Genomic DNA, 17,493 nt, shown 5'->3' on the forward strand with positions numbered 1-17,493 from the left:
GGAACAGCACGGCTGCTGTTATTTCTTTCAACGGGACAAAGGGAGGCGGGCGGCGGCTCGCGTCGTCCAAGCATAAGGGGGTGGAACCATGAGCCGAGATGCCAACGATTTGCCTGCGGTCTGCTTTCTCCTCGGCCTTCCCCGGTCGGGGACGACACTGCTGTCGCATTTGCTCCAGCAGCACCCAGATATTGTAGCGCCGCCTGAGCCCTGGTTAATGCTGGCACTTGAGGCATTTGGCCGAGTGGACCACCGTCACCCGGCGGGGGCATCACTGATTCAGGATGCCACCTCCGAGTTTTTGGGCCGAATCGATCGTACTATCGTCAGTCGCGCTTTTGCTGATGCGGCTTACGGCCAATATTTGGCAGCATCGGGCAAGCGTACCTTCGTAGACAAGACGCCGCGTTATTGGATGGTCCTCGATTTCTTGGATTCTCTCTATCCAGAAGCGCCACACATCCTTCTATTACGTAATCCCTACGCTGTTGCCGCTTCACTGAAATCGACGTGGGGCATCCCGCTGGTGCCAGAAAGTTGGCCGCCCGCCAGCCTATCTGATCTCTCCGATCTTGTGCTTAGCCTGCCTCCCGATATCACATCTTCTCTCGCCGATCTCGTTCTGGGCCTACCTGCGCTCGCCGCGCACCGAGGTCGACGGCAGACGCAGGTGGTGCGGTACGAACATTTGGTGGCGCGCCCCGATGAGGAAATTCGGCGCGTCATCGCTGGGCTCGGTTACGATCCAACGGGCATTGCATCGGCGACGCTGCAGCAGCCGGAATATCTTCGCTCCAGTCGCTTCGGGGATCGAAAACTCTTCGAGAGAAAGGCAGTCGATGGCCGCTCAGTCTACACTTGGCAAATGGAACTGAGCATTCAAGAGATGCAAGCAATAACGGACGCAATCGGCGATGAGCTTTTGATAGAGCTCGGTTATGAGCAGGAACCTCGGCACGTTCAGCAAGCCGGGATCGTGGATCGAGGTCGGGCCGTAACCGAACAATATCGTCAGATATTTCAAACCTGGTGGGATTTACGCCGCGCCTAGCGAGGAGCTCGTGCGGCATCTGGCGGAAACCGGTGCGCCAAACAGGCAAGCTGAAGAGAACTCCTCCTCGGCTTTCGACCCCTCCATAGCTCGGAACGGCAACGTCTAGCCGAGCCCGGAAGCGTTCTACACGTGCGATGTGAGCGGCAGTTGATCGAGCAGCTCGACCACTATCTTTTTCCGCTAATTTGTCGGACTGTCTATCGATGAGTGGGATGCCACCGTGTTCCACACGAACCGTGATCGGCTGCTCGATGGCGACAGTGCGACGACGCTCTTTGTCGCAGTTCTGAACCTTAACGAAAGACGCATCCGACATCACGAACGGCGATGCTGCGCAAATGGAAGGAGGCGTCGATATGATCGATGACGGTGCGGGTTGCAAGTTTCATAAAGCCAGGAGATGTTCGGAGGATTCATCAATCAAGATCAACCGACTAGGATCGTTCAAATCGAACTCAATAATGCGCGGCGCGAAGAGACGGGCATAGCGCGTGAAGGCGCTAGTCGGTGGAAAGCGAATCACGGTATCGCATCGCCCGAGAAGATACATCTCGATGAGAGCGGAGATCCCGCCGTCGGCTCCTAGTGCCGCACTATGTAATGGCCCGGCCTGATCCGCTTGGAAGCGTTTTGGGATCGTGAAAAGATCGGGAAACAGACCCGACAACTTGTGAAGCACCTGCGCGCTGTCCGTACACAGTAATACCCTTACAGGTCCTCGATGTGATAGCGCTTTGGCTGCATCAATGGCAGTGCATACTTGCCGCAAGGCGAGCTCCGGATCCGCCCAGTAGGGCGTGTGCCCCATTATATCTTCGCCGTTGCCGTGTCGAACATGAACCCCGATTACGCTGCGCCCTTCAAAGTGCTCTTGATATAGCGCGTCAATCCGAGCTTGAATTTCAGGCCTCGGTTTGATGCTCCGAAATATCTGTCGTTCGGCATCCTGATCGCAACGCCACATCAAACAAGCATCGCACACCACGGTGTTGGCTTCACTATCATATTCGGCTTGGAAAAGCTCACTCAGCTCGTCACGTTCTCGGAAAATCTGTTCATCTGGGCGGTAAACGCAGTCAATCGATGGCTGATTCCACCATGACGGGAAGAAAGGCCCCGGGAATGAGAGCTGGTTGATCTTGTCATCGCAGATAACCCGTACGCCAGCGATGTCTCGAATTGGCTCGAAGAACACGGGAAAGGCGTTCGTGAAGGGTTGATCGAGATAACAGGAGCCACGCCAATCAATGGCTAGAGTCCGCCCCGTCCGCTGCGCATAGCGCCAGGCTGACGCCAGCGACCACAGGCAATCACCGAAACCAGTACGTCGTCGAGAAACAACGAACCGATCGTTCGTCAAGCCGCCAACAAGCATTTGTGTTTTCTCGTTAAGGGAAGACCGCATGGAGATAGGGTTTACGGAAACTCTAAGTATGGTTTCGCCCGATGCAACTGTCGTCAGCGATGGTGATGTTAGCCAACTTGGCTGATAGAACTTCATAGCCTGCTACCATGGAGGAGCAACGCGAAACTATTGCAGTCGACATGCTTGATTTCCTATCCGCCTTGTTGCAGCAGCTCTTCGAAGCACTTTCCGGCATGTACGATGTCGAATAGAACTGCTGTGCTGGGACGCTTGCAGTCCTGAGCTCGTGCTTTGGCGCAGCGCCCAAGACTACTAAGCATGAGTCCAGTCACCGGATATGCCCGCCCGCGCTCCCTCGCATTCGGAGACATGCACACCGAAATATTCATGGTGGGCGTTATACTTTCTCCAGCATTTGATCATTGTTTTGATGCACGCGAGCAGCATGTGAAGGATGCAGCCGGAGGCAGCGTTTCTCCCATAGCCGCCGGAGCTCCTTAACGACAGTTTCACGCCTAGCCTGATCGAACGTATTAGTATCCAGGAGATCCCCAAGTACGGCTTCGCCCTCGATCTGCATCAGTAGATCGAACACGTCCTGTGAAATACGCACACTGTCACCGCTGGAGCGCCCTTTACGGATTTGGTACACCGTCTCCTGGCGATCTCGCGCTGTATAAGCGCGGACTCCTTGGAGTCGTGCATAAGGCGGCAATGAAACCGCGAGCGCGGTCCAATCCTCCAACGTTGCCACCCGCTTTTTGACGAGGAACGGGCCGACCACAAGTCCATCCAGCTCTGTCGTCAGAAATGTGGTAATCGCATCTGCAACCGAATCCACGATCGGCTCGGCATTGTTGTTAAAGGACGTGTTGAGCAGAACTGGGATGCCCGTCCGCTTCTTGAACGAATTAATAACCTCCCAGTAGGCGGGATTTGTCTTGCGCGATACTGTTTGCAGTCGCGCAGTGCCGTCGACGTGCGTTATGGCACCGAGCACGCTTTGCTTGGAGTCGCGCACGCGAACGACAAAGTTCATAAAGGGAAATTCGCGCGTGCCGTCGGGAAGGTCGAAAAATTCGCTCGCATCCTCCTCCAGTACTGATGGCGCGAACGGTCGATAGCCTTCGCGCTTTTTGACCATCGCGTTGATCCGGTCCTTGTTTGCGGCAGGCCGAGGATCGGCAAGAATACTGCGGTTGCCAAGCGCACGTGGCCCGAACTCCGAACGACCCTGCACCCAGCCGATCACGGCGCCATTTGCCATCCACTCGGCTGCACTACCTGCCACGTCGTCGCTACGTTCGACGTCAAGATGTCCACCCCATGCCTCCAGTTCCTGCTGCACGGCGCTCTCGCTCCCGAGATCAGGACCCCAGTAGACCTCCTGCAGCCGCTCGCGTGGGGCGGGCCGGCCCAGCTCATTAGACATCATTAGTGCAGCACCCAACGCGCAGCCAGCGTCATGCGCCGCGGGTTGCACGAAGATGTCTTCAAAAAGCCCTGAATACAGCAGCTTGCCGTTCATAGTGCAATTGTGGGCTACCCCTCCAGCCAGGCACAACCGCTTCATACCGGTGGCTTCGCGATGATGACGGAGAATGTGAAAGACGATCCTCTCCAAGGCTTCCTGCAATGAAGCACTCACATCTTGATGCTGCTGTGTGAATGGCATTCCCTTTCGCCGGACCTGGATGCTCCGGCGCAGCGTCGGACCAATTCGGTCGAGATAGACGCGGTAGCCACCATTGTCTAACAGTTCGTAGAACTGCTCAAAAAGCTCCCGATAAGGAGCCGGATCCCCGTACGGGGCGAGCCCCATTACCTTGTATTCATCGAATAAGCCGTAGCCGAGATACCGGATCGTCTCGAGATAAAATAGGCCGAGAGAATTATTCTCCGGGAAGGTCGCGAGTTGGGTCACTTCGGTTCCAGACCCCAGAGCTAACAGGCCGGAGAGAAAATCACCAGCGCCATCTATCGCGAGGATCAGACTTTGCTCGAAGCCAGACATCGCAAAGGCGCTTACGGCGTGCGCCTGATGGTGACTTACGAAAGAGACACGCGACGGATCGACCTCCGTACCAAACTCCTGCGCTAGTAAGTTACGCATCACCAGTTTGGCATCCAAAGGAATGGAAGCGTCCGGTTGGGACCCGAACAGGCTTTCGAGCATGGCGTTGCAATAGGTCTCGGTCGCGTAGAACGCGATACGATCGACGTCGCTGAGTTGGATCCCGGCGGCTGCAAGGCAGTATTCTATCGAACGGCTTGGGAGTTTGTTAGAGTGCTTAATCCGATTGAGGCGCTCCTCTTCAACGGCCGCTATCACGCGTCCGTCCCGGACCAGCACCGCAGCGCCATCGTGCAGAAATGTGTTCGAAAACTCACGTGTGTCTTCATGGACTTTGTCTAGCCCGCCGCTCACCCCTAGACAGAACATCTCATTCTCCATTTATCGTAACACGAGGCCCAATTGGCCTGCCGAATTCGCGGTACTGCATCGTGTCTCAACATTGCGTTTGCGGAATATCGGGCTAGCGCATCAGGCGCCGGCGAAACAGCGCGATCGAGAGAAAGAACGCCAGCACCGCGTAAATGCACAGTGCACCGATATGAAGGCCTATGCCGCCTGCCGGGACCCCAAGCATCACTGGGCGGATGAGGTCGACCGAATGTGCCAGCGGCAATAAGCTCGCCACGCGCTGAAATGCGCTGGGCATCTGGCTCACCGGAAAGACTGCGCCACACAGGAACACCATGGGTGTGACGACGAGAGTCTGGTAAAACACGAAGTAATCGTAGCTTGGCGCAAGCGATACGACGATCATCGCTAGGCTCGCGAAGACGAAGCCAGTGATTGCGATTGCTGGTATCGAATAGAGGATGGATGCCCACGCTGCGTAGCCCAGGGTCGCGGCAACCACTGCAATTGCCGTTCCGGCCAGAACGGATTTGGTGGCTGCCCAAGCCAATTCACCGAGAACGATGTCGCCGAGCGTGAGCTGTGTGCACAGGATTGCTTCCCAAGTGCGCTGAGCACGCATGCGGGCAAACGCCGCATACATCGTTTCGAAGGTGGCGGCGGTCATGGCGCTAGTCGCGACCATCCCACCAGCCAGAAACGCAATGTATGAAGTGCCGTCGATGAGCCCCACAATTACTCCAAGGCCAAAGCCCAGGCCAAACAGATTAGTCATGGGATCGGCGAGATTGCCGAGAACCGATGCAAGCGCGACTTTCCTCCACGCCAGAAAGTTGCGACGCCATACAGCGACCCAGTTGTACGCGTTGGCGGGCATGACGGCAGCGTAACCTTCGCGCATCGTTCAACTCTCCATTTCCCGCCCGGTCAGCCGCAAAAAGACATCCTCGAGATTCGCAGGACGCTGCAAAAGGCGTAGACCTGCGCGCCCGCGCAGATGCACGAGCACCTGCTCCGGATCTGGCGCATAGCAAAAAAGCGTTTCGCCGCTCACTTCGACATGCCGGGCATAGGGCCTGATCAGAGAAGATAGCTCGTGCGGATCGCCGCCATAGATCTCGATCACTTGGCAGCCGATCTTCTCATCGATCAACGCGCGAGGCTCGCCTTCTGCGATCTTGCGTCCTGCCTCAAGCACGCACAGCCGATCGCACAACCGCTCGGCCTCTTCCATGAAGTGGGTGGTCAAAAGAATCGTCTTGCCTCGTGCCAGCAGCAATCGTAGGCGTTCCCAAATTAGGTGGCGCGCGTGCGGATCTAGACCGGTGGTCGGCTCGTCCATCACCAACAGATGTGGGTCGTTGATCAGCGCACGCGCCAGCGTCAGCCGCCGCTTCATGCCGCCAGATAGTTCGGCGACGCGAGCATCCGCCTTGCCCTCCAGGCGAGCGAACTCGAGCAGCGCTGGCACAACTGCCTCGACCTCGCGTGCGCTCATGTTGAAGTAGCGGCCAAATACCAGCAGGTTCTCGCGGACGGTGAATTCCAGTTCGAGGTTATCGAACTGCGGCACCACGCCGATGCGCGCACGTGCCAGGCGAGCACGCGCCGGTACGGGCTCGCCGAGCACAGTCATCTTGCCGGTGTCCGGCGCTACCATGCCGAGAACCAAACGTGCAATCGTGCTTTTGCCCGCCCCATTTGGTCCGAGGAGGCCAAAGCACTCTCCCGACGCGACAGCAAGGGACAGCCCATCGACGACGATTTTATCGCCATACGACTTCCTTACGCAGCTAAGGTCGATTGCTACGGTGGACATATGTTCATCTTAGACTGAAAGAAGGCGTTCGGCCGGCGATCGCTCACTTACGGCCGTTTTGGTCCATAGCAGGCCGTCGCACCAAATGTGTTCGACGCGTCCCCACTGGCAGGCTGCTGCGGCATCCGGAAAAAACCCACGTCCGTGGTGGTTGGCACTCGTATTGCACAGCAGCGGAATGCCCGTGAGTTCTTCATATTCGATGAGGAGCTCCGCGATTTTGTGCGGAGAGGTTCTGGGAACGGTCTGCAAACGCGCAGATCCGTCGAGGTGCATAATAGCGGGGACTTTGTTCCACCATTCTGTCCGTGTCTGGTGATCGAAAAGCATGTAAGGATCCGGCGTTCCGGGGCTGAAAATTTCCGGCGCACGATCCTCCAGGCATATCGGCGCGACTGGCCGAAAGAGTTCACGGAGCTTGATGTCGTTGAGATGATCCTTCATTGCCGGCGAAGTCGCGGCTGCCAGAATGCTTCTGCCACCCAATGCTCGCGGTCCAAGCTCCGCGCGACCGGCGAGGAAAACCACGGGCTTGTTGCTCGCGAGGATGGTCGCAAGTTCACGCATACTGCATGGCGCAGCGTTCCATTCGGACGACACATCGCTGGGTATTAGTGCCGGGCCACTGTAGACCGACCATTGCAGCGGCACGAATCCATTGGCCGCCGCCACTTCGGAGCAAGCGGCACCGATTGCTGAGCCGCTGTCATTCGGAAAGGGCGGCACCCAGACATCATCGAAAAGGCCAGTCGCACGTAGTGCACTGTTCCATTTGATATTGAGACCGCAGCCCCCGGCTATGCACAAATTGCGCGGTCCCGGAAAACACGAATGCCGCTCCAAAGCACTGGCCATTTGGCGGATAAGGAGACGCTCGAGGAAACAATGAAACGATGCAAGCACATCTTCGGGCAGCTTATCTTCCAATCGGAGCTCGCTCGCCTCGAAGAAGTCGTGCATAGCCTCCAGTGAGGCCTCCTCGCTATTGACCTCCGCACGATGACGAGGAGCATGCTCCGTGCCGCCCGCAAAGCGCTCCTCGTAGAGCTCCTGAAACACCGCCACGATGCCTTCATCAACAGACCCGAGTGCGATATAGGCCATCAGCTTGCCGGCAACACCTAGGTCCCAGCTAGTACGGCTCGCCTGCCTATAGGGTCCGAAGTGATGGCCCGCAACAGCATAAGCATGGCCTATGATCGGAAACAGGCATTCGATGAAGTGCGCGCCGCGGGGTTCTACGTAGTAGAGCCGGGGAAAGATGCAGCCGTCCCATACCAGGCAGAACGCGGGGTGTCCGGCTTTGGCAAAAGGGCTCGTGCAGTATGCGGAGGCCACATGGCCTGTGACGTGCGGATAGCTTTTATAAGGAAAGACCCGGCCGTCGAGCATCAGGTTAAAGCCGTCGCGCGACGTGAGCAGGCCATTGGCAGTCCGTTCAACATACGGCGCCCCTTTGAGAGTGATAGGCGCGACCCCGCTGAGGACTTCGAATTGCGACTCGACCTGCCCGTCCCAGCCGTCGATGACGAACTGATCAACATCCTGCGGATCCAGACCATGCTCCGCCAAAGCGACAACAACTGCGTCAAGATTGTCGATGGTTTGATACCGCGGATTGTTGCTCCGTTTCTCCTGCTCGATGCAAAAGACCAGCCGTCCGTCCTCAACCAGAGCAATCGCCCCGTCATGCGTCAGCTTGATGCCGCAGATGCGCATAGTGTCTCCTCAGCAATTGGATTTAATGGACACTCGAACTGGATTCCGAAAGTAGACGAGCAAGCAGTCTTCGTTAGTCGATTCGCCCTGGCAGTGTACGCGCTCGACCTCGATCAACGTTTCATTGAGCACGGTGATGACCGCCTCGGCACCAGCAGCGTGCCCCCAACGCCTGCAGGCGGCATCACGGGCCGATCCAAAGAGCAGATGCCCACCTGGCGCAAGCATCTGCACCAGATTGCGGATGGCCGCGCGTATCTTCGTTAAGTCGTCGAGGTAGTAAAGAACTTCCGCCACGACGATCAGATCGAACAGCTCTGGGGTCGAGAATTCTTGGATGTCGGAAGCTATCCACTTGATGTGCGACCACCTCTTCGTCCGTTGGCACGCTCGACCGATCGCTCGCGGCATAACATCAACCACCGTGAGCCGTTGACAGTGGGGTGCCAGCTTTTCTGTGAATGCGCCGGCTGCGCACCCGACTTCCAGACCATGTGTAATAACCCCTTGGGCAAGCGACAGCCGGAGCATCTGTGTGTGACGCTCCCGCTCGAACGGATTACCGTCGAGTCGCCACGGATCGTCGCTCGCCAATTCGAGATCTAACGATTGATAATTCTTGTTTCGACTCACGATTTGTGCACCTAAATCGCTTTCAACTCACTTGCCGCTGCAAATATTGTTCGACGCCACGAAACTCGAAGACCGGCGCGAAAGATCCTTGCGAACTGACCCAGCAATGACCGAACCTCCGTTAGCGTTTGGTCCAGCCATCGGGTTTGGGATGACGACCTGTGTTTCACCCTCGTTTGGTAAGTTTGAAGACTTGCGTGACAGCCAATCGCTATTGCTCAATGTGCACAGTGCATAGGCTTTCACGGGGAGTAACAGAAAGATGTTGATGAGTGTGTGCAGAGAAAAGCCGAGAAAGCGCAGTTCGCGAGCACGAAAGGCTGCGACGCTGCAGCGAACTACGGTCATTGATGCGATAATCAGTCCTGTCCACCATGGTACTGTGGCTGTGATTGCGAGCTGCGCGAGCGCCGCCAGCGCTGAAACGGCGAGAAGTAGCGGGCCGAGATTCTGTCCGACTACATCTAGCGTTAGATAGCGATCAAGTTCGGGTAACAGGCGCAGCGCGAGGAAGGTGTCACGGAAAGTGCTGCGTGCCCAACGGAGTTGTTGGCGCAGATACGGCCCTAGCCTATCCGGAACCACTGTTGCCGCGACGGCGTCGGGAACGTACTCCGTTCGAAACCCTGCTTTCAACATGAGGATCGTGAGGTGGCGATCCTCACCGAAGTCGCTTGGCTTTCCGCGAAAAAACTGCGTCTCGTACTGATCTAGCAGCAAAAGGAGCGCGGAACGGCGGTACATGGCACATGGGCCGCAACAGCACATAACGGCGCCGAAGCGAGCCTGTGCCGCGCGCTCTTCGTTGCAAGCCAACCAGTACTCCATGTCGATCAACCGGGTTAACCAGGTGTCGTTTCGGTTACTCGCCGTCAACTGACCCATGGCCGCCCCGATCGCCGGATCTTGCATCTTTCGTGCAAGTTTCGTGACTACATCGGCGGCGAGTATCGTGTCCGAATCGACGTTGAGCACCAAATCTCCAGACGACCTTCGTATCGCAGCGATCTGCGCCTTCCGCTTTCCGACATTCTTTCGCAAAAGAATAAAGCTGAACCTCGGGTCGTCGGCGTAGGCGTGGTGAACGGGTGCTACAGCTTCGAGATTTGCGGAACCGTCATCAACCACATAGACCTGCAGTTTCCCGCCGTAGTCTTGGCCTGCAATGGATCTCAGACACGCCGATAGCGTGCGCGGGTCCTCGTTGAAGCAGGGGACGATGACATCCACGCTCGGCAAAGCGTCGGAAACGACCACGTCATCCGAAGCCGATGAAACGTTTGTCGGCAGAGCATAAAGCACCTGAGCGCTTTTGTAGAAAGTCGAGAGCAGCGCATACAATGAAATAGCAACAGTGCTGGTCGTAGCAAGAAGATTCATGAGTGTGTCGATTGTTTAGTGAGGTTGAGGAAGCGAGCGAATTGAGAATCCGCGGCCATGCAATGCTGGAATCAGGTGGGAAAGCGCCAAGACGGTCTGGTCGCGAACACGAGCATGACCAGCCCGTCCCAACTCCTCGGGAGGACATCCATCGTGCAAGAGCACGATTGCACCCGCCCGGACAGAGGCCAGCACAGCGTCGACAATCGCGTTAACGCCGGGACGAGACCAGTCTCGCGGATCTACCGACCAGTGCAGGGCGGCCAGTCCAGCCCTCGCCGACGTGGTGAGCACCTCTTTGCTCCACATCCCATAAGGCGCACGCATGTGCCGCAGCTGGGCCTGGGGGCACGCCATTTTGATGACCCTGCTCGCCGCTCGTATTTCATACTGCACTTCGGTGAGTTCGCATCTGGACAGGTCCGGATGCGTCATCGTGTGGTTTGCGACCTCGTGCCCTTCTGCGATCATTCGTCGGATCAGCTTCGGCTGGTCCGCCGCGTACGCCCCGATGACGAAGAACGTTGCGGGCACTCGGTGTTCCGCGAGCACATCCAGGACATCCGGAGTGCACAGTGGATCGGGACCGTCGTCAAACGTCAGATAGACGCCGCGATCTTCAGTGCGGTCAGCGTATTCGCTGCGCACTTCGCATAAGCGTTCGAGGTATGTCACAGCTCCGGCCCGTTCCGATCAATCACCGTACCAGCCGGCCACTCGCTGATCGGCTGACCAATCGGCAGAACCAGGACAAGCACGTCCTCAACGCGCGTGGGCGATAAGTTCAGATACACATCCGGAAGGGTGGACCGCACGCGAACCCCCGAGATAATGGTTGCCAGACCGCGGCGGGCCAGCAACCTTGTAAGATGTTCCTTCAGCGCATGCCGAACCGTGCCGAAACCGAACGGAACGCCCAGCTTCTGCAGTACTGGATACATCACGCGCATTGAGTGCGTGATTCCGAGTCCCTCGAGATCCGGACGTACCCCGTACAATCCTAGCTCGGCCACTAGTAGATCGATGTCTCCGATCTTGATGAAGCGGCGTAGCGCGCCGATATGAGCCGCTACGCCGCGTGCGTCGTAGCCGATTACACGGAGCTCAGGTCTCGCGCCGGCCCAACTTCGATAGTCTACGAATGGTTTGGCATTGAATTCTCCGGTGGGACCATAGGTCTTTCGGAAGAAGTCGGAGAGTTCGATATGGTCGGCGAGGCGCAGTTCATTTTCCCAGACCACTCTCCACCGCACCGGCGAGCGCATGGAAACACCTGCCGTAGAGCTGGACACGGCAATATTCATAGTTGCCTCGCATTCACTGTATGGCGTTTGACGATGGATCCGATGCACGCGCGTCGTTCGCTTTCGATGAATGGCTTCACCGGGGACTGGGAAACGCTGGCTGCGGCCAGATGCTGCCATAGCAGGGGCCCGGCCACTCCAGCCCACTGAACATTCGCTATCAAGCAGGACGGGCTGAGAGGACGGCTGGATTGCAAGAGCTCATCCGCGCACTGGACTGATTCGCACTTTTCGCTGCTCAAGCAGAGTGCGCCTGTCAGCGCTTTACGGACCGATGCGTCGCTATCCATGACGGAGATTACATCGAGCGCATGTGCCATTCGCACCAGATCCACTGGGGACTTCTCCTGCATTTTGCGCACGATTTGACTGCTATCGACACGCGATACATTTGGCCGGGTCGCAAAGGCATTTGGCGCCTGCAATCGGCAACTCCTGACTGATCGCCACGTTAGAGCGCAGTTGCGGGCCGCATCAATTCTACGGAGGTAAACGGCCAATATAGAAGCGACTAGAGAAGCTATACGAACGTTTACCGGCAGTGAGCGGTGAGGAGACCTGCGGCACATCTGTCGCGTCGAGCCGCGGCGACGCAGTTTGCACAACCCATTGAAAACCCTGCCTCCAATGGACATGCGCTTCGATCGACACTCGGAGTGCAGCTGAGACTTTTTCGCGGAGCCAGGGCAACGACTGATAAGCATTCCTGATATGCCTGAAATTTTTGTTTGTCCCGACCGACGGCTTTGCTATCCGCCATTCGGCAACATTGGTAAAATCGATTATTTTTATTGAACTCATCCAAAGGATGGATAACTCCACGCCATGCGCTTCAAAGGACTTGATCTAAATCTTCTCGTCGCGCTCGATGCTCTGATGACCGAGCGCAATCTCACGGCGGCGGCACGCAGCATCAATCTGAGCCAGCCGGCCATGAGTGCGGCCGTCGCCCGGCTACGCGACTATTTCCGCGATGAACTATTTACGATGAGGGGCCGGGAGCTTGTCCCAACACCACGAGCCGAACGGCTCGCAGCACCGATTCGCGAGGCTCTGGTCCACATTCAGCTCTCCATTATTTCCCGCGACACGTTCAACCCAGCCAAATCGGACCGCCGCTTCAGGATCCTGCTTTCCGATTTCATGACAGTTGTTTTTTTTCGAAGAATACTGGACCGTGTCGCGCAGGAAGCTCCCGCCGTCCGGTTCGAATTTCTGCCCTTTATCGATGAGCCCGATGAGCTTCTGCGCCGCGGCGAGGTCGACTTTCTTGTCTTACCGGAATTGTTCATGTCGAGCGCGCATCCTAAAGCCACACTGTTCGAGGAGACACTCGTGTGCGTAGGCTGCCGCACTAACAAGCAGCTGTCACGGCAGCTTACATTCGACAAATACATATCAATGGGACACGTTGCAGCGAAGTTCGGACAGACGCTTAGGCCCAATATTGAGGAATGGTTTTTGCTTGAGCACGGTCTTAAGAGACGTATCGAGGTCGCTGTGCAGGGCTTTACGATGATCCCTCCCATGCTATCGGGGACTGAGCGTATAGCGACGATGCCCTCAAGGTTGGCCCATCATTTCGCGAAGACGATGCCCCTGCGGATCGTCGAAACTCCTCTCCCACTTCCCGCATTCACCGAGGCTATCCAGTGGCCCGCTCTCCACAATACTGATCCGGCAAGCATTTGGATGCGGCGGATAATGTTGCAGGAGGCGGCCCGCATGGCTTCTCCGCGTGAGCCCCCCCGAAATCGCAGGCGCTGCTAGGTTTTGCTCGAGGTCTCTTAACACCTGGTCTCGACCATCCAGATGCTTCAAGATCACCTGCTCGCTCGGGCCGCTCTCATTATGCTGCAATGTCTCGGAAGCCCGCACTGCAAGAGGCACGTACGCCACTCCTGCATGCAGAAGAACCCCTGCAATTCGCTGACAGCCGCAGCGCGCGCCCGAATTGGCGCGCTTGAGTTGCCGCTTGATCAAGTAGCGCTTTAATCTTGTTTTTTGCGCCCCCCACCTGCCAGCCCCCCCGCAAGATGTTCTTGGAAGTAGGAAAAGAGTGCAGCGGAGGGATTTTACGCGATTGTTGCGGGCTGCATTTGGCACCTGTGCTCGCGACGTAGTTCAGATATTGCGCCAGACGCATTTTGTCGAATGAAATGATGTTCAGCTACATCACTGAAATTGCTTGAATCGCACACTGCGTCAGGTTGTAGGCTCACAGACGAGCAAAGCTATGCCACGCGGGAGCGTCGATAGCGGATCTGCGGTACTATTGGCGTAATGGTGGGCAACGGGCCCTACTCTCAGCGGTTCATAGTGATCGATGTAGCGCTGGGAGCGATTGCTGAGCGCACCAAAGGCCCTACTTCAAGCCGCGGGTGACTTCCTCGCCCGCTCGCATTCTCCGTTGCGCAACCAACATGCTTGCGTCGAGTACGAGAGCCTTCTGTGCGATCGGCGCGGTGACCCGGAAAGAGCCTAGCTCGGGGGCGACTGGGACCTTCATCGAAGGAACCATTGTTGCTCAATGTTTACAACGCAAAGGCTTTCAACGGGAGACGGTATGCGTTTTAAGGGCCTTGATCTAAATCTTCTTGTTGCGCTCGATGCTCTGATGACCGAGCGTAACCTCACCGCGGCAGCACGCGGCATCAAGCTGAGCCAGCCGGCCATGAGCGCCGCCGTGGCCCGACTACGCGCCTATTTCCGCGATGACCTATTTACGATGAGAGGCCGGGAACTTGTTCCAACAGCGCGTGCCGAAGGGCTCGCCGCCCCTATTCGCGAGGCTCTGCTGCACATCCAGCTCTCCATCATTTCCCAGGATGTGTTCAACCCTTCCAAATCGGATCGCCGCTTCCGGATCCTCCTGTCTGACTTCATGACAATCGTATTCTTTCGAAAGGTCGTGGACCGTGTCGCACGGGAAGCTCCCGCCGTCAGTTTCGAATTGCTGCCACTCGCCGATGCGACCGACGAGCTTCTCCGGCGCGGTGAAGTCGATTTTCTTATCTTGCCGGAATTGTTCATGTCGAACGCTCACCCTAAAGCGACATTGTTCGAGGACAGACTCGTATGCGTCGGATGCCGCTCGAACAAGCAGCTACCACCGCAGCTTACATTCGAGAGATACATGTCCATGGGGCACGTGGCGGTTAAGTTCGGGCTTACGCGCAAGCCCTCCATCGAGGAATGGTTCTTACTCGAGCACGGTCTCAATAGACGCATCGAGGTCGTCGTGCAGAGCTTTGGCATGATCCCACCTGTACTATTGGACACTGGCCGCATAGGTATGATGCCCTCAAGGCTGGTTAAGCACTTCGAAAACACGATGCCCCTGCAGACCATCGAACTTTCGCGATCGCTTCCTGCATTTACCGAGGCTGTCCAATGGCCCACTTTTCACAATAGTGATCCAGCAAGCATCTGGTTGCGAGAGATACTGTTGGAAGAGGCGTCCCGGATGAGTCCTTTGCCGGACATCACGAGGGATCCAGATGCCCCTAAATTCACCTAAAGCGCCTCCTCTTCCCGGTACTCCGCTTACCCTTGGATCCCTAATGCGAACCGATTCCCATTCATCGTAAGCGCGGTTTCGCAAAGCGTGCTACGTGTCTTATATCTAATGCGCTCAGCGCACTGGTCATTTGGTATGCCAGCGAAGCCGAACGAGCACGTCATCACTTACCGCTTTGCTCCAAGTCTCATTACGGTGGCCGGATCCGTTGCGACGGGGATCAAACAGCGTCCACCACCTTGCGGTAGATATTGAGGCAGCAGAAAACTCCGGGATTATTGTTGTTGGATCAGCACTAGCCGCCGACCAAATGCTCGGTATTGCGCCTGCGCAATCTTGCAGCCATGACTCAGAATAGCGGCGCATGATGCGCGATTCCTTTTCTTCGTCCCCCCAATCCGGCTGCAGATAGCTGCGGTGCTCGCCAATTGTTCCGAGAAAAGTTAGTGAATATCGCCTGCACGGCCTATGTTGCGCGACAGCATCACTTCAACGTATACCGCATCTTCGTCGCTGCACGACCGGAGGTCTGTCTTTTTTTGGCCAAACGTCTTAGCCACGTGCGGCCGCCTTAGCGTTAACCACGGAGCCGAATGTTGCAGCAATACAGTGGTGTCTACGATCCGGAAGACCTCTCGGTCTTGGGAAGGATTTTTGATGAAGCAGTCGCGGCTTTACCGGCCTCTATGCGAACTCCTGAAAATCGAACGGCAATCGCCACGCTTGTTCTACAACGTGCAGCAGCCGGTGAGGCCAACTTAGCATCCCTGATGAACTTGATGGGCGCCATTACTTCTGCTGCTTGATCAGGCGACTCTCTGACCGCAGCAACGTTGCTGGCGACAGAAGAGCCGCTTCGCTTGCGCCTGACAGGAAGCAGGTTTCAGGTAGACCATTGAAATAGCTTGAATCTCACGCGACGTCAGGTTGTAGGCTTGAAATTAGAGAACCATGACAAAAGCTACACCACGAAGGCGTCGATGGCGCATTGGCGAGCTTGCAGAGGCTACCGGAGTAACGGTACGCACGCTGCATCACTATGAGCATACGGGTTTACTAAGTGCGTCGGAACGCACCGACGGCGGTCACCGCATGTACGACCGCGAAGGCCTCAAACGGGTACATCAAATCCGAGCGCTACGTGAGCTTGGCTTCTCGCTTTACGAGATCCGTAGAGCGATTGAGGGTAGAACGTCACTTACTGACCTATTGCGCAAGCATTTGGAGAGAATTGAACTTCAAGTCGCGCGTGCAACCCTGTTGCGAGATCGTTTGCGCAACATGACGACGGATAGTGAATTGCAAGTCAGTGTAGATGAGCTACCTGCCACTTTAGATGCAATGTCGCGGGTCGAGGAAGAACGCCCTCAGCCGCTCCCATGCACATGCGTCATAGACCCAGATCGAGAGGAGCGGTGGCAGAAAATCCGCGACGAGCTGCGCGATTGTGTGGATCGGGGCGAGCATCCCTGCAGCGAACGGGCAAATGCTGTGGCGCTTAGAGCGCGCTTGCTGCTCACAGAAATTGCAGGAGCTGATTCGACCGTTTCAACGATACTGAAAGTTCTTGCGCGGTTGAGCGCGCCACGCAGCATGGCTGGCTGGGATCCCTGCCTAATGCAATATCTCGACCGCGCACTTGCCGCCTTGAACGGATGAACTGCGCTGAACCTGCCGCGCTCCTGCTGTGTTCTCCCTCTATGAGAATGAATTGAGCTTTTTAGCGCCAGGGACGCAACGGTTGTGGTTTGCGTCAGATGGTTGAGGACTCCTGTCGCTCTTCTCTACGTTTTGCAGCGATGCTCCCTTGTCGAGACGTGACTTTGACAAATTTATCGAGACGAGCCCCCGAAGGGGCTTGAATCTTACGTGGCGTCAAATTGTAGGATCTCAATACCACCTAGAGACAACTCCGCCTAGGCGGGAGGACGCATGGACCTGCAGTCCGTTCAGAGTTTCTGGGCAATAGCTCCGGCATTCTCGACGCACTGGATGATCATCGTGGCCTTGCAAGCGCTTGAACGGCGCGAGCCGTTCCCGTCCGGGGATCGCGGGGTGTACTGGATACTGACGCAGCGTTCGTTACGACTAGTCGGGCTTCGACTCGACATCATTGTCGTTGGCTCATCGGTTGCTGCTCCAAAAAGTTAAGTTAAGGATTACGTATGTCTCTAGCTGTTAGGCTCACGCGCCACGAGACGGTCAGAAGGCTCGAGCACTTCCGCAAGGAGCGGATTGTCAAGGCGGTCTATGCACTGGATGCGGTGCTGCCG

At 56.7% G+C, this 17,493-nt stretch carries 15 protein-coding genes; 6 read left to right on the top strand and 9 right to left on the bottom strand.

All coding sequences use genetic code 11. The features are described from left to right. Positions 1 to 88: 88 nt before the first annotated feature. Positions 89 to 1,051 carry a sulfotransferase gene (locus ACH79_RS38420; RefSeq protein WP_161855481.1) on the top strand — a complete coding sequence of 321 codons (963 nt, stop codon included), beginning with the start codon at positions 89 to 91 and terminating at the stop codon, positions 1,049 to 1,051. A gap of 388 nt (positions 1,052 to 1,439) precedes the next feature. On the opposite strand, the gene ACH79_RS38425 is transcribed toward ACH79_RS38420, so the two are convergent. From ACH79_RS38425 to ACH79_RS38465, 9 genes are all read right to left on the bottom strand, one after another. Continuing rightward, the gene (locus ACH79_RS38425; RefSeq protein WP_371419328.1) at positions 1,440 to 2,555 is read right to left on the bottom strand and encodes a nodulation protein NodZ; all 1,116 of its coding nucleotides are present in this window, start codon (positions 2,553 to 2,555) and stop codon (positions 1,440 to 1,442) included. 262 nt (positions 2,556 to 2,817) lie between these two features. Continuing rightward, a complete protein-coding gene (locus ACH79_RS38430; RefSeq protein WP_161856796.1) occupies positions 2,818 to 4,863 on the bottom strand; it encodes a carbamoyltransferase in 2,046 nt (681 codons plus the stop codon). A 94-nt stretch (positions 4,864 to 4,957) separates the two neighbouring features. Continuing rightward, positions 4,958 to 5,746, bottom strand: a complete 789-nt coding sequence (locus ACH79_RS38435; protein ID WP_161855482.1) for an ABC transporter permease — start codon at positions 5,744 to 5,746, stop codon at positions 4,958 to 4,960. A 3-nt stretch (positions 5,747 to 5,749) separates the two neighbouring features. Next, complete coding sequence (gene nodI / locus ACH79_RS38440) at positions 5,750 to 6,664, bottom strand: nodulation factor ABC transporter ATP-binding protein NodI (protein ID WP_161855483.1); 915 nt, start codon at positions 6,662 to 6,664, stop codon at positions 5,750 to 5,752. A 9-nt stretch (positions 6,665 to 6,673) separates the two neighbouring features. Continuing rightward, positions 6,674 to 8,383: a nodulation protein NodU gene (gene nodU / locus ACH79_RS38445; RefSeq protein WP_161855484.1), complete on the bottom strand. Its 1,710-nt coding sequence runs from the start codon at positions 8,381 to 8,383 to the stop codon at positions 6,674 to 6,676. Between the two features lie 9 nt (positions 8,384 to 8,392). Beyond that, positions 8,393 to 9,016, bottom strand: coding sequence for a nodulation methyltransferase NodS (gene nodS, locus ACH79_RS38450; RefSeq protein ID WP_161855485.1), 624 nt, complete (start codon positions 9,014 to 9,016; stop codon positions 8,393 to 8,395). A 27-nt stretch (positions 9,017 to 9,043) separates the two neighbouring features. Next, complete coding sequence (nodC, locus tag ACH79_RS38455; protein WP_161855486.1) at positions 9,044 to 10,396, bottom strand: chitooligosaccharide synthase NodC; 1,353 nt, start codon at positions 10,394 to 10,396, stop codon at positions 9,044 to 9,046. A 15-nt stretch (positions 10,397 to 10,411) separates the two neighbouring features. Beyond that, complete coding sequence (nodB, locus tag ACH79_RS38460; RefSeq protein WP_161855487.1) at positions 10,412 to 11,071, bottom strand: chitooligosaccharide deacetylase NodB; 660 nt, start codon at positions 11,069 to 11,071, stop codon at positions 10,412 to 10,414. Further along, positions 11,068 to 11,700: a NodA family N-acyltransferase gene (locus ACH79_RS38465; protein ID WP_305764714.1), complete on the bottom strand. Its 633-nt coding sequence runs from the start codon at positions 11,698 to 11,700 to the stop codon at positions 11,068 to 11,070. The genes nodB and ACH79_RS38465 overlap by 4 nt, the downstream gene beginning before the upstream one ends. Before the next feature lie 825 nt (positions 11,701 to 12,525). Here ACH79_RS38465 and nodD1 point away from each other — a divergent pair. From nodD1 to ACH79_RS38490, 5 genes are all read left to right on the top strand, one after another. Further along, entirely contained in the window at positions 12,526 to 13,470 is a 945-nt protein-coding gene (nodD1, locus tag ACH79_RS38470; protein ID WP_161855488.1) for a transcriptional regulator NodD1, read from the top strand. A gap of 796 nt (positions 13,471 to 14,266) precedes the next feature. Next, positions 14,267 to 15,220, top strand: a complete 954-nt coding sequence (locus ACH79_RS38475; protein ID WP_161855489.1) for a LysR family transcriptional regulator — start codon at positions 14,267 to 14,269, stop codon at positions 15,218 to 15,220. 596 nt (positions 15,221 to 15,816) lie between these two features. Further along, entirely contained in the window at positions 15,817 to 16,026 is a 210-nt protein-coding gene (locus ACH79_RS38480; RefSeq protein WP_161856798.1) for a hypothetical protein, read from the top strand. A gap of 145 nt (positions 16,027 to 16,171) precedes the next feature. After that, positions 16,172 to 16,879 (top strand): MerR family transcriptional regulator, encoded by a 708-nt coding sequence (locus ACH79_RS38485; RefSeq protein ID WP_161855490.1) that lies wholly within the window; start codon positions 16,172 to 16,174, stop codon positions 16,877 to 16,879. Positions 16,880 to 17,152: 273 nt separating this feature from the next. Continuing rightward, positions 17,153 to 17,371, top strand: coding sequence for a hypothetical protein (locus ACH79_RS38490; RefSeq protein ID WP_161855491.1), 219 nt, complete (start codon positions 17,153 to 17,155; stop codon positions 17,369 to 17,371). Positions 17,372 to 17,493 lie beyond the last annotated feature (122 nt).

Origin of the sequence: Bradyrhizobium sp. CCBAU 051011 (assembly GCF_009930815.1) — a bacterium.
In the GTDB taxonomy this organism is placed as follows: domain Bacteria; phylum Pseudomonadota; class Alphaproteobacteria; order Rhizobiales; family Xanthobacteraceae; genus Bradyrhizobium.